The sequence below is a fragment of the Pseudomonas sp. LJDD11 genome (assembly GCF_024584215.1).
Lineage (GTDB): Bacteria > Pseudomonadota > Gammaproteobacteria > Pseudomonadales > Pseudomonadaceae > Aquipseudomonas.
Map to the genome: position 1 here is coordinate 42,724 of NZ_JANJFL010000012.1, position 16,441 is coordinate 59,164.

The window sequence follows — 16,441 nt, forward strand, 5'->3', positions numbered from 1 at the left end:
AGTATTGCCAGCATTTGTGTCGCAAGAAAACCACTCTGGTGAATATCTTGCCGGGAACGCCTTGCGGCTGAAAATTGACGCCGATATCGGCCAGTAATGAACCTGACACCTTTTACAGGGTCTGTAGAGCGATGGATTCTCGACGGCCTGCTGATTCGAGGCCTGGCCTTGCGGCCATGGTGCTCGTGTACTGCTGACATCCGGCGGCTGCAGGAGTTGCACGCAAAGTCCCGTCATGGATGCCCATCGTGCGCCGGCCCGTTCACCGCGGCCTTTGTTTTATTCAGCGAAGATAGTCACTGCCATGCCTCGTCATTTTTCCTCACTGCTGGCCCGCGCGCCCGGCCTGTTCCTGTCAAACCCGCCACGTCGCCACCTGCGTGCCGGACTGTTTCTCGCGCTGCTGGGCCTGCTGGGTTCGCAATCGCTGCAGGCGGCCGCCAATGACCGCTGGATCAGCGACAGCCTCAATACCTACGTACGCAGCGGCCCGACTGATGGCCACCGGATTGTCGGCACGCTCAAATCCGGCCAGAAGGTCGAGTTGCTCGGTAGCCAGGGTTCCTACAGCCAGATCCGCGGCGAGGGTGGCAGCACTGTGTGGATTCTGACCAGTGACCTGCAGGAAGAACCCGGTCAGTCCGAGCGGCTGCCACAGCTCACCAGTCAGGTGGCACAACTGACCGACCAGTTGGCCAAGATCGACGACACCTGGAAGGCTCGCGTGCAAGGCATGCAGGAAACCATGGATTCGCGCAAGAAACTGATCGATGAGCTTGAGGCTCGCAGCCAGGGACTGACCGAGCAGTTGACCCAGGCGCAGTCCGAGCTGCGTGATACTCAGGCACGGCTGGGTATCGAAAACCAGCAGGCGCTGATGAGTTACATGGTCTACGGCGCCAGCATTGCCGGGGTCGGTCTGCTGATCGGTCTGATCCTGCCGGCCATGAGCCGCAAGCGCAAACGCAACGACGGCTGGGTCTGACAGTCATCTATCCGGGCGTTCGACAGCCGCCATCGGGTTCGTAAGCACCTGGCTTGCGAGCCTGATGGCCGCTGAAAACTGAAGAAAATCCGCTTTCCAGGCGTCTAACTGTGATTTCGCTCTACAGTTTCCCGCTTCAAGGTCGAAAAACTTTTTGGCTTTGCTAACTTGTCCATCAGGCAGGTAGCCGAACGGGCGCAGGAAAATCAGTTTGATGGCATTGTGCCGTTAGTTATTATCTGCGCCCTCAGAATCGTGTCGAACCCGGGACCCAAACCCGCAGAGCCGATTTCGCACCCCCTTGAAGACAGGACCCTGGATGCTGGCGTACAACCAAAAAAGCTTTCTGATCGTCGATGACTTTTCCGACTTCCGCAGTTCGGTCAGGTCAATGCTGCGTGAGCTGGGCGTCAAGGAAGTGGATACGGCCGACACCGGCGAACAGGCGCTGAAGATGTGCTCGGAGAAGCGCTACGATTTCGTCCTGCACGATTTCAATCTGGGTGACGGCCGCAAGAATGGCCAGCAAGTGCTTGAAGATCTGATGACCGAGCGACTGCTCAGTTATGAAAGCGTATTTATCATGGTCACCGCCGAGAATAGTCAGGCGATGGTCATGAGTGCTCTGGAGTGGGAGCCGGATGGCTACCTGACCAAACCGTTCAACCGTGCCGGGCTCGCGCAGCGCATCGAGAAGATGGTCCAGCGCAAGACCCTGCTCAAGCCGATCTTCCAGGCGCTGGACCGCGGCAAGCCTGCCGAGGTATTGGCGGCCTGCGTCAATCTGGCCAAGCAGGACCCGCGCCTGGCGCCGTTGTGCCTGCGCTACAAGGCTGCTGCCTTGCGCGACCTCAATCAGGTCGAGCCGCTCGAAGCCCTGCTCAACTCGATCATTGCCGACCGGCCCACGCCGTGGGCCTACGGCATGCTCGGCAGCCTGTTGCTCAAGCGTGGCCGCACCGCCGATGCGCAAGGGGTCTACGAGCAGGCCACCAAGGCTTTTCCGATGTTTCCTGCGCTGTTCGACGGGCTGGCCGATGTGCTGATGGTCCGTGGTGAAACCAAGCGCGCCCAGAGTGTTCTGGAGACCGCCGTGCGCCTGTCGCCGCTGGCGGTACGCCGGCAGACGATGCTCGGCAAGCTGGCCATGGATAACCAGGATTTCGAGAGCGCCTCGCGGGCTTACCGTCAGGCGGTTTCCCAGGGCCAGTTCTCGCGCTTCAAAAACCCTGAAACCAATCTGGGCCTGGCCCATGCCTTGATCAATAAAGGCGGCGATCAGGGACTCGACGTGCGCGCCCGTGCGGAAATCAACCAGGCGCTGGGCGATGTGGCCAAGGAACATGCCAATGACGAGGGCTTGCAGGTACGTGCGCGCTTGATGAAGGCCGCCAGCCTGCAACACTCGGACCCGGAAACCGCCGCCAAGCTCACCGAACAGGCTGTGGCGCGGCTCGATGGCATGAGCCAGTTTCTTAGCGCCGACGCCGCCATGGTGGTTGCGAGCCAGCTCAAGCAACTGGGTCAGGAGCAGGCGGGTGCCGGCGTGTTGAAAAACACCGCAGAGATCTACGGTGATGACCCGCAGGTCATGAAAACCCTGGCCAGCCTGACTGATGATCCCGAGATACTCGGTGCCAACAAGGCCGCCATCGACTTGAACGTTCAGGGCGTACGCAGCTATAAAGCCGGTCAGTTGTCCGAGGCCCAGGAGCTGTTTCGCAAGGCTCTGGCGCTGCAGCCGAAGAACATCAGTATTGCGCTGAACCTTGCCCAGTCACTGTTGCACCCAGGCCAGAGCTTGAGCGCCGAAGCGCTGCAAGAGTGCCGGGCATCGCTGACCATGGTCGGCAAAATGCCAGAAACTGACGCGCGCTACCCGCGCTACCAGAAACTCAAGGAAAGGGCATTTGGTGCATGACTGATCAACCGCAAGGCCCGGACTTCTCGATGGTCATCGCCTCCACGGTGCATGACATGAAAAACTCCCTGACCATCCTCAGCCAGGCCCACCACAACTGGGTGGAGCGCCTGAGTCAGGAGCAGCTAGAGCACCCCGAGCACGGGGTCATGGAATACGAGTTCGCCCGCCTCAATGGCATGTTGGTGCAACTGCTGGGGCTCTACAAACTGGGCGTCAACCAGTTGCCGATGCAGGCCGACTACCACGACCTGGATGACTTCATCGAAGCGCAACTGGTGCACCATAAAGAAGTGCTCGACAGTCGCGGCATTTCGGCCAGCTACAGCGTCGATGGTCTGACCCCGCTGGGCTTCTTTGACCGGGAGCTGATCGGCTCAGTGCTTAATAACATCATGGTCAATGCCATTCGCTACGCCGACAAGGCGATTGCCATTACCGCCGGTGAGCAGGGCGGTGAGCTGTTCATCACGATCAATGACGATGGCCGGGGGTATCCGGCGTCGATGATCGAACACCAGCATGAGCTGGTGCAAGGCATCAACCCGATCAGTGGCAGCACCGGTCTGGGCTTGTACTTTGCCGGTCATATCGCCAGCCTGCACGCGCGTAACGGGGTGGCAGGCCGGGTTGAGCTGGCCAATGGCGGGGCGTTGGGGGGCGGGTTGTTTACGTTGTATTTGCCGTAAAGGCAATTCGTCGACATCGTCCGATTTGAACAGGCCCTTTGCCACGCTTCAGTTATGGTGATTTCAGCCGATTACCAAGCGTGAGCAATCAACAGGAGGGCTGATGTGAATCTGTACATCAATCAAGTCCGCAATAAGCCGGACTTCCGTCATGCGATCTACCGCGGCGATATTTTCCTCGATACCGATCTGCCAATGGCCGAGTCCCTGTGTGCCTTCGCCAGAGAAAGCATTACGGCAGCGTTCAACGGTGAAACCGATCATCAGGCTCTGCACACGATGATGCCGGTGGAGGAATTTGTCAGTCTGGTGCAGCGCCTCAAAGGCCAGTTCACCAACTGCCAACAAGTCAAGGATATGATTCGCCAGTTCATAGTGGACCTGGGTTTGGCGCCTGAAGATTATCTTTTCGATGTGCCACGCATTCGTGTAGTGCCCAACTATGACTACCTGCATGCCGGAGTTAGCTACGCCTACAAGCCGCATCGTGATACTTGGTATGGCAGCCCCGAATGCCAGATCAACACCTGGATGCCGGTCTATAGCATCGAGCCGGAACAAACGATGATGATCAATCCTGCCTATTTCGATGTGGCGGTGAAAAACTCGTCGGCCGACTGGAGCCTGGCGCACTGGATCAATGTGCAGCGCCCTTTGGCGACCGCTAATGTAACCGAAGAGGTACGGGTGCATCCGTTGCCGCTCGAAGAGTTGTCCACCGCCTCCGAGTTGCGTGTGGCCGGTAATTCCGGTGATATCTTGCTGTTTTCGTCAGCGCATTTGCACGGTACGGTGGCCAACCACACCAACAAGACTCGTTTCAGTGTCGATTTTCGCTTGATTCATATTGCCGACCTGTTGGCCGGCCGTGGTGCGATCAACGTTGATAACAAGGTGCGAGAAGCCGAAGCCGGCCTGTCCCAGTTTTTCCATGCCAGCGATTTTTCCCAGTTCAAAGGAGTCAATCCATGACCAAGCGCCGCCTGACCGCCGCTGAAGTTGAATACAACGAAAAGCGCGCCAGCGTCCTCAAGCGGGTAGACTCGCAGTATGTGGCCGATGCTCCGTTCGTGTTTGCAAATCGCATTACTGTGACGGCAGCCTTGTCGCGCATGGAACTGTTCAAAATGATTCACGATGTGCCCGGCGCGATCATCGAGTGCGGGGTGTACAAGGGCAATTCGCTAATGCTCTACATGCACCTGTCGATGATTCTTGAGCCTTATGCGATCAATCGTTCGATCATCGGCTTCGATACCTTCTCCGGCTTTGCAAGTATCGATGCCGAAGAGGACCCCAAGGACATCAACGAAAGCATGTTCTCCGACACCGACGAGTCGCTGATTCAGGACATGATCGATGCCAATGATCTGGTGCGGCCGGTCAACCGCATTCCGCGTTGCGAAATCATCAAGGGCGATATCATGGAGACCGTGCCAGCGTTCCCCAAAACCCGTCCCGATCTGGTCGTGGCCATGCTGATCCTCGATACGGATCTGTACTCTTCAACCAAAGTGGCGCTGGAAACATTCCTGCCCTATATGCCCAAGGGCGCTATCGTGGTGCTTGACGAAGTTGCTTACCGTAATTTCCCTGGCGAGACTACAGCCCTGCGTGAAGTATTGGACCTGAATAAGGTAGAGCTCAAGCGCCTGCCGTTCGACTCCAGCGTTGGTTATTTCAGGGTCTGATTGCTATGCAACTTGTTTGTGGCCATTGAAATTCGTTGGCCTGCTGCCTAATCTCGCGGTTCGCCAGACTGGATATCAAGGAACGAGGCAATGGCCTGCGAAGAACACTCAGCCGCGCCGCAGGCGCTGGCCGGGGTAGACGAAGTCGAATGCATCACCCCCGACCTCAATGGCGTACCGCGTGGCAAGGTGATGACCGCCGAGGGCTTTCTCGGCGGGCGACGGTTGCAGATGGCGCGCGGCGTGTTGCTGCAATGCATCATGGGTGGCTATCCGCAGGCGAAGTTCTACGGCAGCGATGACGGCGACCTGGCACTGGTCGCTGATCCGCAGCACGTTTATCAGTTGCCCTGGAGCGACGGCGATCGCGCTTTGGCAATCTGTGATGCGCTGGAGCTGGACGGTCAGCCCAGCGGGCTGTCTAGCCGTAACGTGCTCAAGTCGGTGCTGGCTCGTTACACCGGGCAGGGGCTGGCGCCCGTGGTCGCCACTGAGCTGGAGTTCTACGTGTTCGCGCCCAACCCTGATCCACAGCAGCCGTTCCAGCCCCCTGTCGGGCTTGATGGCCGTCGTGAGCAGGGCTTCTCGGCGTTCAGTGTGACCTCCAACAATGGTTTGCGGCCTTTCTTTGCCGAAGTGCGTACCTGCATGGCAGCGCTTGGGTTGCCGCGCGACACGTTCATGCATGAGATGGGCGTCAGCCAGTTCGAGATCAATTTGCTGCACGGTGATCCGCTGTTGCTGGCCGACCAGACCTTCCTGTTCAAGCACCTGCTCAAGGAAGTGGCGCTCAAACATGGCCTGACTGTGGTCTGCATGGCCAAGCCGCTGGCTCAGGCGGCGGGTAGTTCGATGCACATTCACCAGAGCATTGTTGATGTTGCCTCGGGGCGTAATCTGTTCAGCGATGCGGATGGTCAGCCAACGCCGGCTTTTCATCACTTTATCGGCGGGCAGCAGGCGTGCATGGCGGACTTCACGGCATTGTTCGCGCCGAACGTCAATTCCTACCAGCGTCTGTTTCATCCCTATGCCTCACCGAACAATGCGTGCTGGTCTCATGACAACCGCGCGGCCGGGTTGCGCATTCCGGCCAGTGGTCCCGAGGCGCGGCGGGTGGAGAATCGCTTGCCCGGTGCTGATGCCAATCCTTATCTGGCGATTGCTGCCAGCCTGGCAGCAGGCTGGCACGGTCTGCAGCATGCCCTGGAGCCGGCGCCGCCGGTCCAGGGCGAAATCGATGTGCCGCCGGCCCTCCGGCTGCCCGTCACCTTGCAGGAGGCGCTGTTGCGGCTTGAGCGCAGCGCCTTGGCCAAGGAACTGTTCGGGCAGGCGTTCATCGAAGGCTTCATTGCCAGCAAGACCCTGGAGCTGACAAGCTTCCTCGATGAAATCACGCCCTGGGAAAGAAGAGTGCTTGGCAGCCAGATCTGAGCGACCAGTATTGTCTTTGGCCGGCAGCCGGATCGAAACCATTCCCGGCTCAAGCCAGTCCTACAGGCACCGCGCTGCGAATGATTGACCATGCCCACACGGGCAACTTTGATAGTCGGGACTACCATGCGCCAAATCTGGAAATCGTTTCGAGCGCTGTACTTCGCTTCACTGATGATGTTGATCGGCTCCGGCCTGCTCAGTACCTACCTGGCCTTGCGCCTGGCGGCCGATCAGGTTGATAGCCTGTGGGTGGGTGGATTGATGGCAGCCAATTACGTCGGCCTGGTGCTGGGCGGCAAGATCGGCCACCGGCTGATCGGCCGGGTCGGCCATATCCGTGCCTATGCCACCTGCGCCGGGATCGTCGGTGCGGCGGTGCTGGGCCATGGCCTGACCGACTGGTTGCCGGCCTGGCTGGGGCTGCGTCTGATTGTCGGCCTTGGCATGATGTGCCAATACATGGTCATCGAGAGCTGGCTCAACGAGCAGGCCAATGCCAGCCAGCGCGGTATTGTCTTTAGCGGCTACATGATCGCTTCCTACCTGGGGCTGGTACTGGGGCAACTGATTCTGGTGGTGCATCCACAGTTGGGCCCTGAGCTGCTGATGCTGGTGGCGATGTGTTTTGCCCTGTGCCTGGTGCCGGTGGCGATGACCCGCAGTATTCACCCTGCACCGTTACACCCGGCGCCGCTGGAGCCGCTGTTTTTCATGAAGCGTGTGCCGCAGTCACTAACCACCGTGCTGGGCGCAGGATTGGGGCTTGGCGCATTCTATGGCCTGGCGCCGGTGTATGCCGCCGGGCACGGGATGCCGACCGAGCAGGTGGGTCTGTTCATGGGCTGCTGCATTCTGGCCGGCTTTATCGTGCAGTGGCCGCTGGGGCTGTTATCGGATCGGTTTGACCGGGCGTTGCTGATTCGCGTCATTGCGGCGCTGCTGGTGCTGTTCAGTCTGCCGTTGGTGGTGTTGGCCGATGTGCCGGTAGAGGTGCTGTTTATCGTGTGCTTCCTGGCCGCACTGATGCAGTTCAGTCTTTATCCTTTGGCGGTCGCTTTCTCCAATGACCACGTCGAGGCTGAACGGCGGGTTTCGCTGACCGCCATGTTGCTGATGACCTATGGCATCGGCGCAAGTATCGGACCATTGCTGGCGGGTGTGCTGATGCGTACCTTTGGCGGCAACATGCTGTATGCCTTCATTTGTGCTGTAGCGGCCTTGTTGGTGCTGTTGATCCGTCCCAAAGCCGTTACCCGCCTGCATGAAGTCGAGAATGCACCTTTGCAGCACGTGGCAATGCCCGACAGCATGGCCAGTTCACCGCTGTCGGTGGCCCTTGACCCTCGGGTCGATGAGCAGGTTGTGCAGGACAAGATGCAGGCTGACACCGATGCCGAGCCTGAGAGTGGCACTGAGCCGGTGGAAGAGCTTGATGAGTCGCAGCGCAAGCAGGGCTAAGGTAGATGTAGGGGCGACCTTGGTCGCGAAAGGGCCGGGTCAGGTGCAGAATTTGTAGCGTCTGAGAAACAGCTTTCGCGAGCTTGCTCGTTGCCACTGGAAAATCAACATGCTGGAATCAATGCCGCTCCCGAGGTCGGGAGCGGCAGACGACTCAGAAATCGTCGTCCTTGTCGAAGCGGCGCGCTTCGCGTTGCAACTGGTAGACAAAGCGCTCGACCTGGCGTTGTACCAGGCCGCTCATGTTATGGAAGCGTACGCCGGCAAAGGTCGTGTGAAAACGCTCCTCGAAATGCAGATAGCGCAGTTCCACCGGGGCGGTCATGGCGCCGAACGGAAGCTTGGCGATAAACCGCTCATAGACCTGGCCCAATTGCATACGGTCAGAAATGTCACCTTCGAAGCGCAGCTTGCAACCGGTAGCGGAAATATCCAGCAGTTTGCCAACCAGAGGTGACTTGAGCTTGTCGCCGCCGATTTCGATATCGACCAGATGCGACAGCTTCAGTGCAGCGCGAAACGCATTGCGGCGCTGGTGATAGACCACTTCATCAGGCAGCGGGGTGCGATAGAAGCGTGCCTCGGGTGTGTCAATCAGGGTTGCGGGTGCGGTGGATTCCCAGGCGATACGTACGCCGTCATGAAAGCCTTCGACGCGAAAGGATTCACCATTGGTCAAAAAACGTTCGCCATCGCGCGGGATCATTTCGTCCAGGCCGATGGTCCCGGTGTCGCGGTCAACCTCGACCAGGTAGCTCTGGAAGCGCTGGGCACGGTCATGGAAGGTAATGATCAGTGGATCGTGACTTTCCATCAGCAACCGCAGGTTGGAGGCAATTTCCAAAGGCGTATTGAGAACCTTTGGGGGTTGCGGAGCATCATCCGCGGCTAAACCATTCACGTTTAAGCATCTCCAGGCAAAAAACTACGGCAACGCTGAATAAGAGCATTCTGCCATCACGCAGGGCGACTTGAATAGCAAGTTACGCCTGACTGAGTGGGCGAGGCCGGGCTCTTCCAGCGGTCGAACCGCGGTTATCGTACAGCGTCGGTGTGTCGCCGCCGTTCAGGATGCGCAATTGATGAGCGGTTGTCATCTGTTGCAACTGAATGAGTTTGCCGTTCTGCTCGTTGAGTGCCTGGCAATCGGAAATCAGACTGGCCAGCTCATCGCCTGCCTGCAGCAACTGCTCGCCTACCGCAGACTGGCTGGCCAGCTCTTCGAGACCGGCCCGGTTGGTCGGCAAGCCGAGGCCAGCCAGCACCTGGCTACGCCTGCGCCCATGCTGCTCCAACTGGACGACCAGTGCCTGCTTCTTCGCCAGCACCTGCTCCATCTCGGTCATGTCCCGGCCGTGCAGTACCAGCGACTCTGCCTGGAGCAGATCGAGCAACTGGCGTGTCGGGGCCATATCATCCGTAATCATCTGCAGTAACGTTGTGTCTTGCATCGCATGCTCTGGTTTTTCAAGCGTCCGGAGGATGCCTCGGCTTTAGCTCAAGGCCTCGAAGTTGAGCAGTTTGCTGGCCAGACGGTTGCTGTCCACGGTGTAGCTGCCGTCTGCAATCGCCTGTTTGAGCTCGGCAACGCGAGCGCTGTTGACGGTTGGCAGGTCGCGCAGTTTGTCAGTGATACCTTGCAACTGTTGAGCCTCGCTGCTCAGGTGAACGGATTCACCTGCATTTTTTACATTGGCACTATCACCGATCGTAGCAGGTACGTCGGTTTTGCCGGCTTCTCGGCTGTTGCCGGTGCGTGATGCACCGCCAAGTGGTTGTGAATTACCTAGTCGACTGAAATCTATGGGCATGATCGTAAACCTCTGGGTGTTCTGGACGCTTGCCTTGTTTTCGGCCACCCAGGAAAAAACTTTAGGCACATTATGGCAATGCACGAATGCAGGAGCTGAAAAGTCGCCCCTGGCTATTCGGACCTGCCTGGCAGTCTAGAAAAAACCGCTGCCGCGCACCAGTATCAGATGCCTCTCGTTGCCTCTCACATGGCCACTTCCACCTGTCCCGGGGCGGTAATCTGGGCCTTGATGACCTTGTTTGAATTAAGGTTGCGGACCCGGATCTGCTCGTTGAAGCCGCCATCGGACAGCGCCTCGCCGGGCATGCGCACTGCCAGGCTGCTGCTGCGAGCGATGATCACTACATGGTCGCCTTTGCGTACCATAGCCGGTTGCTCGAGAAAGTTCGGTGACAGCACTTGGTCGACGACCGCTGGTCGGACCAGCTTCTGGCCAATTGCCTGGTCCAGGCTGGTCATATAGCTCAGACCCAGTGAGCTGATATCGCGCTCGCGCAGCGTCACGTCCATCTCGCTGATGACGGTGTCACGTTTGAGCGGGCGGGTAGTGGTGATGACCTCGCGGTACAGGTTGACCTGGGCCGGCACAAACACGGTCCAGGGCGCAGACCCCTCGCAGCGGACTCGCACTGATATCCGACCCACCGGGCGCGGGCTCTCCAGGCTCGCTGTCAAATCCTTGTCGCAAAACGCCATGCGCATGCGCGGGTCCAGGGAGCGGACCTGGATTTCATGACGACCCTGAATCTGATTGGTCGTTAAATACTCTTGAACTGTGTACTCAAGAAACCCCTCGGTGACGCCGATAAGCTGTTCAGGCAGAGTAAAACTCTGTGCATTGCCTGGTGTTGTTGCGCAAAAAAGACTCAGCATGACGATTGCACCCAGCAGTCGGCGGGTTTCTAATGCGGCGTGTCGAAAAATTGTCGTCTTGGCATTCATGACGTATAAAAAGCAAGGCCCGTGCCGCTTACCAAACCTGGTACGTGGTGAACGATGGCAGAGGTAAGGGGGTCAGGGCATGGCGGGAGTTATGGATTCGGTAAACCAGCGCACGCAGCTGGTTGGTCAGAATCGCCTGGAGTTGCTGCTGTTTCGTCTGCAGGGCAAGCAGCTCTACGGGATCAACGTATTCAAGGTCAAAGAAGTGCTGCAATGCCCCAAGCTCACCATCATGCCGAAGTCGAGCAGGATCGTGCGGGGCGTGGCGAATATTCGCGGCGGTACCATTCCGATCATGGACCTGGCCATGGCCACCGGTTCGGCGGGGATGATTTCGCTCGAAAACTCCTTTGTCATCATTACTGAATACAACACCAAGGTTCAGGGTTTTCTGGTGCACTCGGTCGAGCGCATCGTCAACATGAACTGGGAAGAGATTCATCCGCCACCCAAGGGCACCGGCCGCGATCATTACCTGACGGCAGTGACGCGGGTGGACAATCAGCTGGTGGAAATCATCGACGTCGAGAAGATTCTTGCGGAGGTGGCGCCGATCAGCGAGTCGGTGTCGTCGGGTGTGATCGATGAAGAGATTCATCACAAGGCCGTTTCGCTGCGGGTATTGACGGTCGACGACTCGTCGGTGGCGCGCAAGCAGGTCAGTCGCTGCCTCGAAACCGTAGGTGTCGAGGTTGTGGCACTCAACGACGGGCGTCAGGCGCTGGACTACCTGCAGGCGATGCTGGCCGAGGGCAAGAACCCTGAAGAAGAATTTCTGATGATGATCTCCGACATTGAAATGCCGGAGATGGATGGCTATACCTTGACAGCAGCGATCCGCAGCGATCCGCGGTTGAAGAATCTGCACATCACTTTGCACACCTCGTTGTCTGGGGTGTTCAACCAGGCGATGGTCAAGAAGGTCGGCGCCGACGATTTCCTGGCGAAATTCCGGCCTGACGATCTGGCGGCCCGAGTGGTTGCCAGGATCAAGGCAGCAGACCACAGCTAGGGATGTGTCCCTGGTCGATTACATGATTTGAGAGGCGGCACCTTTGTCTACGGGTAATTTGGATTTTGAGCAGTTCCGGGTCTTTCTGGAAAAAGCCTGTGGCATCTTGCTGGGGGAGAACAAGCAATACCTGGTGTCCAGCCGTCTCAACAAGCTGTTGGAGCAGCAGGGCATCAAATCCCTCAGTGAGCTGGTGCAGCGGATCCAGAGCCAGCCGCGCAGCGGTCTGCGGGAGCAGGTGATCGACGCGATGACGACCAACGAAACCCTGTGGTTTCGTGATACCTATCCGTTCGAGGTTCTGAAAAACAAGGTGCTGCCCGAGCAGATCAAGGCCAGCCCCGGCCAGCGTCTGCGTATCTGGTCGGCGGCCTGTTCTTCGGGGCAGGAGCCATTCTCGCTGTCGATGTCGATTGATGAGTTCGAGCGTAGCAATCCTGGCCAGCTCAAGTCGGGGGTGCAGATCGTGGCGACCGATTTGTCCGGTGCAATGCTCAATAACTGTAAAAGCGGTGAGTACGACAGCCTGGCCATTGGTCGTGGTTTGTCGCCAGACCGCTTGCAGCGTTACTTTGATGTCAAGGGGCCGGCACGCTGGGCGGTCAAGGCGCCGATCAAGAACCGGGTGGAGTTTCGCCCGTTCAATCTGCTCGACAGCTATGCCAGCCTGGGCAAATTCGACATCGTGTTCTGTCGCAACGTGCTGATCTACTTCTCAGCCGAGGTGAAGAAGGACATCCTGTTACGCATTCATGGCACGCTCAAGCCGGGCGGCTACCTGTTCCTGGGGGCCTCCGAGGCGCTGAACGGTTTGCCGGATCATTATCAAATGGTCCAGTGCAGCCCGGGGATCATCTACAAAGCCAAGTAGGAGCGGTAGGATCGGTAGGATCGGTAGGAGCGACTTTAGTCGCGAATACAGCGAATACAGTCAGCCATCTGCGGGAGCGACGCCCATCCATAACAGGACCGGGCGCCGCTCCCGCAGTCGTTTTGGCTCCTGCTAACGAAAGCGCCGCGCTGAACGGTTGTCACCTGCCGATACTGGCAAAAAAACGGCACCTTGTTTGCCGTATGGTCCGCCTGGAGAGGAAAACTCTTGCCGCTTTTCTGGCAGCGGCTTCTGCCGACGGGCTCCGGCCCCCGGTAAATATGGCTTTTGAGGAACTGGCACGCAGCTTGCTTTCTCAGAGCTACGAACATCAGGTCAACCGGTAAAGGTTTCCCGACATGAGCATCAGCTTCGATAAAGCACTGGGTATCCACGAGAAGGCACTTAACTTCCGTGCACAACGCGCCGAGGTATTGGCCAACAACATCTCCAACGCCGATACCCCTAACTACAAGGCGCGTGACCTGGAGTTTTCTGCGGTGCTGGCTGCCGAGAGCGAGAAGGCCAGCAAGGGCCAGTTCGCGATGAATACCACCAATGGTCGCCATATCGCAGCGCAAGGGGCTGGCAGTGATCTGGAGGGCGTGTTGATGTACCGCACCGCCACTCAGCCTTCGCTGGACCAGAACACCGTCGATGCTCAGGTCGAACAGGCCAGCTATACCGAGAACTCCATGAGTTTCCAGGCCAGCTTTACGCTGCTCAACAGCAAGTTCAAGGGCCTGGTCTCGGCCCTTCGCGGAGAGTAATCCATGTCGCTGACCAATGTGTTCAACATTGCCGGTAGTGCCATGAGTGCCCAGACCACGCGTCTGAACACCACGGCCAGTAACATCGCCAACGCCGAAACCGTGTCTTCGAGCATGGATCAGACCTACCGCGCCCGTCACCCGGTGTTTGCCACCGTGCTGCAGGGTCAGCAGTCGGTGTCTGGTGGTTCGCTGTTCCAGGATCAGGGCCAGGCCGGCCAAGGTGTGCAAGTCGCCGGGATTATCGAGGACAGCTCCAATCTGGAAGCGCGTTACGAGCCTGATCATCCTTCGTCTGACGAGAATGGCTACGTTTACTACCCCAACGTCAACGTCGTCGAAGAAATGGCCAACATGATTTCCGCCAGCCGGTCTTTCCAGACCAACGTCGAGATCATGAACACCGCTAAAACCATGATGCAGAAAGTGCTGACGCTGGGTCAGTGACGGAGAGATGAAACATGGCCGTTGAAAACGACGTATCCGCGAAATTCGTCAATTCGTTGCAGAATCCGACCTCCACCAAGGTCGAGCAGAAAACCGGCACCAGCGCGCTGGGCAAAGACGCGTTCCTGCAACTGCTTGTGACCCAGATGAAGAACCAGAACCCTCTGGATCCTCAGGACAACACCCAGTTCGTGTCGCAGCTTGCGCAGTTCAGTAGCCTGGAAAGCATGCAGAACCTGACCTCGTCGGTGGATGCGATTGCTACCACCTACAAGTCTTCGCAGGCGCTGCAGGCGTCTTCGCTGGTCGGTCGCTCAGTGATGGTTGATGCGGGCAGTGTCTATGTGGAGGCGGGCAAGGGGCTGACCGGTTCTGTGGTTCTGCCAGCATCGAGCACTTCAACCAAGATCAGTGTGTACGACGCCGAAAAGAATCTGGTCGATACCATTGATATGGGGTCGAAGTCTGCCGGTACGCAGAGCTTTACGTGGGATGGTCTCAAGGATGACGGTACTGCATTCCCGGCTGGCACTTATACCTTTAGTGCCAATGCCTCGATCAATGGCAGCGGCACCGCGTTGACCACCTACCTGCCGGCGACCGTCAGTAGCGTGAAGATGTCGTCCACTGGCGCTGACATGACCCTTAACCTGGCGGGCGGTAGCAGTATCGCGTTGTCCAAAGTACAGACAATCGGATTGTAAGAGCCGACCAAGCGGCGAGGAGTGGTAAATGTCATTCAATATCGGCCTTAGTGGGCTCTATGCGGCGAACAAGAATCTCGATGTCACCGGCAACAACATTGCCAACGTGGCAACGACCGGTTTCAAGGGGTCGCGTGTCGAGTTTGGCGATCAATATGCTCAGTCGATTCGTGGTACCTCCGGCAACGTCAACACTGGCAGTGGGGTAACGGTCAACTCTGTGTCCCAGCAGTTCCAGCAGGGCAACCTGACTACCGGGACCGGTAATAGTCTGGATCTGGCCATTAACGGTAATGGTTTCTTCCAGCTCAGCAACAGCGGCGAGAAGCTCTATACTCGTGCCGGCGCATTCCACACTGATAAAGACGGCTATGTTATCAATAGTGAAGGGATGAACCTGCAGGGTTACAACGTTGATGGCAACGGTAATGTTGTAGTGGGTACGCTGGCGAACCTGCGGGTCGATTCTTCGAACCTGGCGCCGAGTACGACCAGTATGATCACCAACGTGGCCAACCTGAACTCCACGACCACTGCACCGAGCATCACGACGTTCGACCCAACGGACACCAAGAGTTATAACCTCAAGTACGATACGCCTATCTACGACTCGCAAGGTAACGCTCATAAGCTGGAGAGTTACTTTGTCAAGACTGGGGTAAACTCGTGGTCGATGTACACCTTGGTTGACGGGCAAAACATTTCGCCAGCTGACCCGACCGCTCCGGTCGATCCGCAGTTGGACCGAGTGGACTTCAAATTTGACTCGGCGGGTAATCTGTCATTGCCGCGTACTACGACAGGTGATGTGGATGCTGCTGATCCAAATGCTCCGCAGCCTGTCAGCGGTAGCAAGGTCACCCTCAATGCTGATGGTACCTTTCAGGTCGCTGACTGGAAGCCGCTGATCCAGACCGGTACTGCCGCCAACCCGGTATGGGCTGAAAACGGCGCCACGGGTTCGGCGACCGGGATCAAGCTGGACATGACCGGTATCAGCCAGACTGCGTCGGTTTCCGGTCTGATTACCCAGAGCCAGAACGGCTACGCTACTGGCCAGATCAGTGCCATGAGCGTTGACTCGACAGGTAATCTGTTCGCCACCTACACCAACGGCCAGTCGAAGGTTATTGGTCAGGTGTCGCTGACCAGCTTTGCCAACGTGCAAGGCCTGGCCTCGGCCGGTGGCACCAACTGGCGTGAAACTTTTGCCTCTGGCGTGCCGGTCAGCGGTCCGCCGGAAACCGGTACTCTGGGTTATATCACCGGCCAGGCACTTGAAGAGTCGAACGTCGATCTGACGGCTGAGCTGGTCAACCTGATCAAGGCGCAAAGTAACTATCAGGCCAACGCCAAGACAATCTCCACTCAAAGTACGATCTTGCAAACGACTATCCAGATGGTTGGCTAATCGGCCTGTTCAAAAAACCCTGCTTCGGCAGGGTTTTTTGCGTTTAAGTGCAGCTGTTTTTCTGTAAGGCTGTTGTTGAGGAGTATGCGCTTCTCTGAGGGTTGTTCAATGAGCCCGTCTGGCTTTTATGGACGGCTTCAATATTTTAATTAATCCAGAACTTTCCCACTCGATACCCGGAAACTTCCGATTCTGATCAATGCAAGACTCGAAACTACAGTCTGGTCTCGCCATTGTGCATGCAGTCCAGCTGGCTGTTTTATCACTCATTGAGCAGAGCGCCATCTGGC

Annotated in this window: 17 protein-coding genes; 13 read left to right on the forward strand and 4 right to left on the reverse strand. The window is 57.7% G+C overall.

What is annotated here, in order from left to right; all coding sequences use genetic code 11:
- The first annotated feature begins 304 nt into the window (after positions 1-304).
- The 7 genes from NRB16_RS15250 to NRB16_RS15280 all read left to right on the forward strand — a co-directional run bounded on the left by NRB16_RS15250 (position 305) and on the right by NRB16_RS15280 (position 8,181).
- Positions 305-985 (forward strand): TIGR04211 family SH3 domain-containing protein, encoded by a 681-nt coding sequence (locus tag NRB16_RS15250; protein ID WP_045494503.1) that lies wholly within the window; start codon positions 305-307, stop codon positions 983-985.
- Positions 986-1,304: 319 nt separating this feature from the next.
- Positions 1,305-2,906 carry a tetratricopeptide repeat-containing response regulator gene (locus NRB16_RS15255; protein ID WP_253140101.1) on the forward strand — a complete coding sequence of 534 codons (1,602 nt, stop codon included), beginning with the start codon at positions 1,305-1,307 and terminating at the stop codon, positions 2,904-2,906.
- Positions 2,903-3,595 (forward strand): sensor histidine kinase KdpD, encoded by a 693-nt coding sequence (locus NRB16_RS15260; protein ID WP_253115399.1) that lies wholly within the window; start codon positions 2,903-2,905, stop codon positions 3,593-3,595. Before NRB16_RS15255 ends, NRB16_RS15260 begins: the two co-directional genes overlap by 4 nt.
- Before the next feature lie 105 nt (positions 3,596-3,700).
- A complete protein-coding gene (locus tag NRB16_RS15265) occupies positions 3,701-4,567 on the forward strand; it encodes a hypothetical protein (protein ID WP_045489331.1) in 867 nt (288 codons plus the stop codon).
- Positions 4,564-5,286 (forward strand): TylF/MycF/NovP-related O-methyltransferase, encoded by a 723-nt coding sequence (locus NRB16_RS15270; protein ID WP_045489334.1) that lies wholly within the window; start codon positions 4,564-4,566, stop codon positions 5,284-5,286. The genes NRB16_RS15265 and NRB16_RS15270 overlap by 4 nt, the downstream gene beginning before the upstream one ends.
- 192 nt (positions 5,287-5,478) lie before the next feature.
- Positions 5,479-6,720, forward strand: a complete 1,242-nt coding sequence (locus NRB16_RS15275; protein ID WP_257106478.1) for a glutamine synthetase family protein — start codon at positions 5,479-5,481, stop codon at positions 6,718-6,720.
- Positions 6,721-6,846: 126 nt separating this feature from the next.
- A complete protein-coding gene (locus tag NRB16_RS15280; RefSeq protein ID WP_045489341.1) occupies positions 6,847-8,181 on the forward strand; it encodes an MFS transporter in 1,335 nt (444 codons plus the stop codon).
- Positions 8,182-8,335: 154 nt separating this feature from the next.
- Here NRB16_RS15280 and NRB16_RS15285 read toward each other — a convergent pair whose 3' ends face one another.
- The 4 genes from NRB16_RS15285 to flgA form a co-directional block, all read right to left on the reverse strand.
- Positions 8,336-9,082 (reverse strand): flagellar brake protein, encoded by a 747-nt coding sequence (locus NRB16_RS15285; protein WP_144403273.1) that lies wholly within the window; start codon positions 9,080-9,082, stop codon positions 8,336-8,338.
- A gap of 82 nt (positions 9,083-9,164) precedes the next feature.
- A complete protein-coding gene (locus tag NRB16_RS15290) occupies positions 9,165-9,632 on the reverse strand; it encodes a flagella synthesis protein FlgN (RefSeq protein ID WP_045489345.1) in 468 nt (155 codons plus the stop codon).
- 42 nt (positions 9,633-9,674) lie between these two features.
- The gene (flgM, locus tag NRB16_RS15295) at positions 9,675-9,992 is read right to left on the reverse strand and encodes a flagellar biosynthesis anti-sigma factor FlgM (protein ID WP_045489348.1); all 318 of its coding nucleotides are present in this window, start codon (positions 9,990-9,992) and stop codon (positions 9,675-9,677) included.
- A 185-nt stretch (positions 9,993-10,177) separates the two neighbouring features.
- Positions 10,178-10,936 (reverse strand): flagellar basal body P-ring formation chaperone FlgA, encoded by a 759-nt coding sequence (flgA, locus tag NRB16_RS15300; RefSeq protein ID WP_045489349.1) that lies wholly within the window; start codon positions 10,934-10,936, stop codon positions 10,178-10,180.
- A gap of 79 nt (positions 10,937-11,015) precedes the next feature.
- Here flgA and NRB16_RS15305 point away from each other — a divergent pair, with 79 nt between their 5' ends.
- The 6 genes from NRB16_RS15305 (at position 11,016) to flgE (ending at position 16,151) form a co-directional block, all read left to right on the forward strand.
- Positions 11,016-11,948, forward strand: a complete 933-nt coding sequence (locus NRB16_RS15305) for a chemotaxis protein CheV (RefSeq protein WP_045489350.1) — start codon at positions 11,016-11,018, stop codon at positions 11,946-11,948.
- A 43-nt stretch (positions 11,949-11,991) separates the two neighbouring features.
- The gene (gene cheR, locus NRB16_RS15310) at positions 11,992-12,819 is read left to right on the forward strand and encodes a protein-glutamate O-methyltransferase CheR (protein WP_253140106.1); all 828 of its coding nucleotides are present in this window, start codon (positions 11,992-11,994) and stop codon (positions 12,817-12,819) included.
- Positions 12,820-13,178: 359 nt separating this feature from the next.
- Positions 13,179-13,589 carry a flagellar basal body rod protein FlgB gene (gene flgB, locus NRB16_RS15315; RefSeq protein ID WP_045489352.1) on the forward strand — a complete coding sequence of 137 codons (411 nt, stop codon included), beginning with the start codon at positions 13,179-13,181 and terminating at the stop codon, positions 13,587-13,589.
- 3 nt (positions 13,590-13,592) lie between these two features.
- Positions 13,593-14,036 (forward strand): flagellar basal body rod protein FlgC, encoded by a 444-nt coding sequence (flgC, locus tag NRB16_RS15320; RefSeq protein WP_045489353.1) that lies wholly within the window; start codon positions 13,593-13,595, stop codon positions 14,034-14,036.
- Positions 14,037-14,050: 14 nt separating this feature from the next.
- Positions 14,051-14,740, forward strand: a complete 690-nt coding sequence (locus NRB16_RS15325; RefSeq protein ID WP_045489354.1) for a flagellar hook assembly protein FlgD — start codon at positions 14,051-14,053, stop codon at positions 14,738-14,740.
- 28 nt (positions 14,741-14,768) lie between these two features.
- Positions 14,769-16,151 (forward strand): flagellar hook protein FlgE, encoded by a 1,383-nt coding sequence (gene flgE, locus NRB16_RS15330; RefSeq protein ID WP_045489356.1) that lies wholly within the window; start codon positions 14,769-14,771, stop codon positions 16,149-16,151.
- Positions 16,152-16,441 lie beyond the last annotated feature (290 nt).